The sequence below is a fragment of the Thalassospira sp. UBA1131 genome, from assembly GCF_002311515.1.
In the GTDB taxonomy this organism is placed as follows: domain Bacteria; phylum Pseudomonadota; class Alphaproteobacteria; order Rhodospirillales; family Thalassospiraceae; genus Thalassospira.
This window is the reverse complement of sequence record NZ_DCAO01000109.1, coordinates 1-3,723: the sequence shown is the minus strand read 5'-3', so window position 1 is coordinate 3,723 and position 3,723 is coordinate 1. Positions and strand designations below refer to the sequence as shown.

The 3,723-nt window shown below is 53.0% G+C and carries 3 protein-coding genes and 1 pseudogene; 1 reads left to right on the top strand and 3 read right to left on the bottom strand.

The features are described from left to right. Positions 1-518 (bottom strand): annotated as a pseudogene (locus B3Z49_RS17775) (SPOR domain-containing protein); the annotation flags it as partial. Between the two features lie 149 nt (positions 519-667). Here B3Z49_RS17775 and B3Z49_RS17770 point away from each other — a divergent pair. Further along, positions 668-1,045, top strand: coding sequence for a hypothetical protein (locus B3Z49_RS17770; RefSeq protein WP_296993273.1), 378 nt, complete (start codon positions 668-670; stop codon positions 1,043-1,045). A 174-nt stretch (positions 1,046-1,219) separates the two neighbouring features. Here the strand turns inward: B3Z49_RS17770 and aspS are convergent, their stop codons facing one another. Continuing rightward, positions 1,220-3,007, bottom strand: a complete 1,788-nt coding sequence (gene aspS, locus B3Z49_RS17765; RefSeq protein ID WP_064790209.1) for an aspartate--tRNA ligase — start codon at positions 3,005-3,007, stop codon at positions 1,220-1,222. A 256-nt stretch (positions 3,008-3,263) separates the two neighbouring features. Then, positions 3,264-3,723: SixA phosphatase family protein (locus B3Z49_RS17760; protein ID WP_296993271.1), on the bottom strand; the 460-nt coding region annotated here is incomplete at its 5' end.

Sequence of the window (3,723 nt, the reverse complement as noted above, 5' to 3'; positions counted from 1 at the left end):
GCGGCATCCGCCTCGACCTGCGGGTCGATCGGGCCAAGGTCACTGCGATCAACGGCAACGTCTTCGACTTCGATCTGATCACGTGCAGAGGCAACCTCAACTGCATCATCGGGTGTCTTTTTCGGGGTCAGTGGCGGCAAATTGGTGGTGACAATCGCGTTGGATTTAAGCGCCGTCGCACTTGGCCGTGACCAATCCTCTGCCGGGGCATTCACCGCATAGATTTCCGGGCGGGCAACGCGCAGTTCCTGTTTGATTTCAGGCTCGCCCATCACGGCAAGGGCTGCGGCCTCTTCGGCCAGAATGGTTTCGTCGTCCTTGCAGATGGTCTGTTCCAAAAGCGGGCGATGCAGCGCGCAATCGCGCTCGGCAACGAAAGAAACCGCATGGTCGGTTGTGCTTTTGCCGGTCGACACATAGCTGATCAAATCACCGGCAAGCTTTGCCACCGTCAACTCAATCGGACCACCGCACGCGCCAAGCGCCAAAGGTGCCGCCACCACAAGAATTTTTCTCAACAGGCCATCCCCCGAAGGATCGAATTTTCTTTTCCTCCGCTACAGTGGCCCTATGCCGGTTAATATTAGGTAAGGATATATTCATTTTGCTCACATAGCTTCACGTGAGCTTTACAAATTCGGCTTGAACTCCCTCAGGGACTAACGGAATGCTCGATACCATCAATAAATTATGGCAGTTATTAGGGATAATTAGCGTTTCTTTCCTAGCCGGACAGCATTTCGAATCTGAAAGAAACAAGCTCTATTCTCAGATTTCATCAGAGAAAATGAGCGAGATATCACAAAAAAATCAATATCTTGAGAGCGCATTATTTAAAGAGAAAAAAGAAAACTCAAAACTAATTGATGAAATAAGAAATTTACAATTTGAGAAAAATTCCTCAGGTGAGGTTCTACTCCGGGAAGGAGAGATGCATACCATTTTTCCAGGAGCATCATTTAGTGTTTACAGGATGGGAGATAGTGAAACTGGCAAACAGTTTGCCACACACCGGGTTGGGAGAAAAAGTAAACTATCTATTTAGTGGACAGACGATAACAAATGATTTCTTTGGCGATACTCAATGCAACGTATCATTTGTTTACTTCGGCTACCCTCAAGATAGCACTGCTGATTCCCAAAAAAAACTCGGCGTCTTCCGATACAAGTGCACAAAAAGCTGAGGAGAGATAAAATCTCTCCTCAGTCATAACACACATCAGTCTTTTTTCGCTTTCGGCGGCAGCTGCACACGCAGGTGCAGTTCTTTAAGCTGCCTGTCATCGACTTCTGCCGGCGCATTCATCATCAGATCCTGCGCCTGCTGGTTCAGCGGGAAGGCAATGACTTCGCGAATGTTCGGCTCATCGGCCAGCAACATGACGATACGGTCAACACCCGGGGCCGAACCACCGTGCGGCGGGGCGCCGAATTTGAACGCGTTTATCATGCCGCCAAAGCGGTCATCGACAACGTCCTTGCCATAACCGGCAATCTCGAACGCCTTGTACATGATGTCCGGGCGATGGTTACGAATGGCACCCGATGACAGCTCGATACCGTTACAAACGATGTCATACTGCCACGCCTTGATATCAAGCGGGTTCATGTTTTCCAACGCGTCCAGACCACCTTGGGGCATCGAGAACGGGTTGTGGCTGAATTCGATCTTGCCGTCGTCGTCTTCCTCATACATCGGGAAGTCAACGATCCAGCAGAACTTGAACATGCCCTCTTCGCGCAGTTCCAGCTCGTCACAAACCTTGTCACGGACCTTACCGGCGAACTTGGCCGCGGCCAGTTCCTTGTCACAGGCAAAGAACACCGCATCGCCATTGGCAACACCGGTGATTTCCTTGATCTGTGCGATACGATCGGCATCAAGGTTCTTGGCAATCGGGCCTTTTGCTTCGCCGTCTTCACCGTAAACGATGTAACCAAGACCAGCCGCACCTTCATCACGTGCCCAGTTATTGAGCTTGTCAAAGAAGCTGCGCGGGCGCGATGCGGCACCGGTTGCCGGGATCGCACGAACAACCGAACCTTTTTCGATGTTCGATGCAAAGATGCCAAAGCTCGATCCGCGGAACGGCTCGGTGACGTCTGAAATGATCAGCGGGTTACGCAGGTCCGGCTTGTCGGATCCGTATTTCGCCATCGATTCATCAAACGGAATGCGCGGGAACGGATACGGGGTCACATCACGACCACCGCCGAACTCGACAAATATGTCATGCAGAACCGGCTCGATTGCGGCAAACACGTCATCCTGGGTGGCAAAGGCCATCTCGAAGTCGAGCTGGTAAAACTCGCCCGGCGAACGGTCGGCACGTGCGTCTTCATCGCGGAAGCACGGTGCAATCTGGAAATACTTGTCAAAGCCCGAAACCATCAGCAGCTGCTTGAACTGCTGCGGTGCTTGCGGCAGGGCATAAAACTTGCCCGGATGCATACGCGACGGCACCAGGAAGTCACGTGCACCTTCCGGCGAGCTCGCGGTCAGGATCGGCGTCTGGATTTCAAGGAAGCCCTGCGCGGTCATTTTCTGACGCATGGCCGAAATCACCTGCGAACGCAGAACGATGTTCTTGTGAACACTCTCGCGACGCAGATCGAGATAACGGTGCCGCAGGCGAACTTCTTCGCCGTACTCGACATCGCCAAACACCGGCATCGGCAGAACTTCGGCCGAAGACTGAACTTCGATGTTCGATGCATAAACTTCGATCTCGCCGGTCGGCAAGTTGGGGTTGATGGTCTCGGCGGTACGTTTGACAACCTTGCCATCGACCGTGATCACGCTTTCGGCGCGCGCTTTATCAAGCGTCTCGAACAGCGGGCTCGAAATATCGATCACGACCTGGGTGATGCCGTAATGGTCGCGCAGGTCAACGAACAGAAGGTTGCCGTGGTCACGTTTACGGTGAATCCAGCCAGACAGGCGAACTTCCGCATCGGCGTCAGTCGCGCGCAGCGCATTACAGTTATGAGAGCGAAAAGGATGCATTGTCATTCCAGGTTGCTTTGTATTTTGGGCCGCAAATTTGGCCGCAAAGGTGCATGCCAGACCCGCGCTGTCAAACAAAAAACGCACCACAACATGCCCGCCAACCAGTGATTCATGGCGCTTATGTGTGATGTTCCCCTGCCCGACGGGCGTGGTATCTCAAAATTTCAGCGGTATAAAACGCGCAGACAGGCCCTTCGTCAAGTGCCAGTAACGCAGACCAGCTAACGCACATCAGTCAACGCAGATCAGCAAATCATTCCGCGCTGATCTTGATCGCCTGAAGATCCTTGACCTTGATAAAGTCGATCAGCCGTCCGCTGCCCGGTGTGATTTCACCCCAGTGATCAACATCGAACTCGAAATGCGCAAGCCCGCAGGTCGGATATTTGCGCGCCATGATCTCGCGGGCCTCAATATTGCCACCGCCATAAAGCGACTGGGCGAAAATCTCGATCCCCGGATTGTGGCCGATAAACATCACATGCTTGGCGTCTTCATGGGTGTGATGCAGGTTTTCAAGCAATACCCGCTCGCTGGCCATATACAGATCTTCGTTATAGATCACATCGGCATCGGTTGCGAAATCCCGCCCCAACAGACCAAGCGTCTGCACCGCACGCGCTGCCGTCGAACACCATATCAGGTCCGGCACCAGTTCATGCTGACGCAGATAGCGGCCCATAAACGGTGCTGCCTTTTCACCACGACGGTTC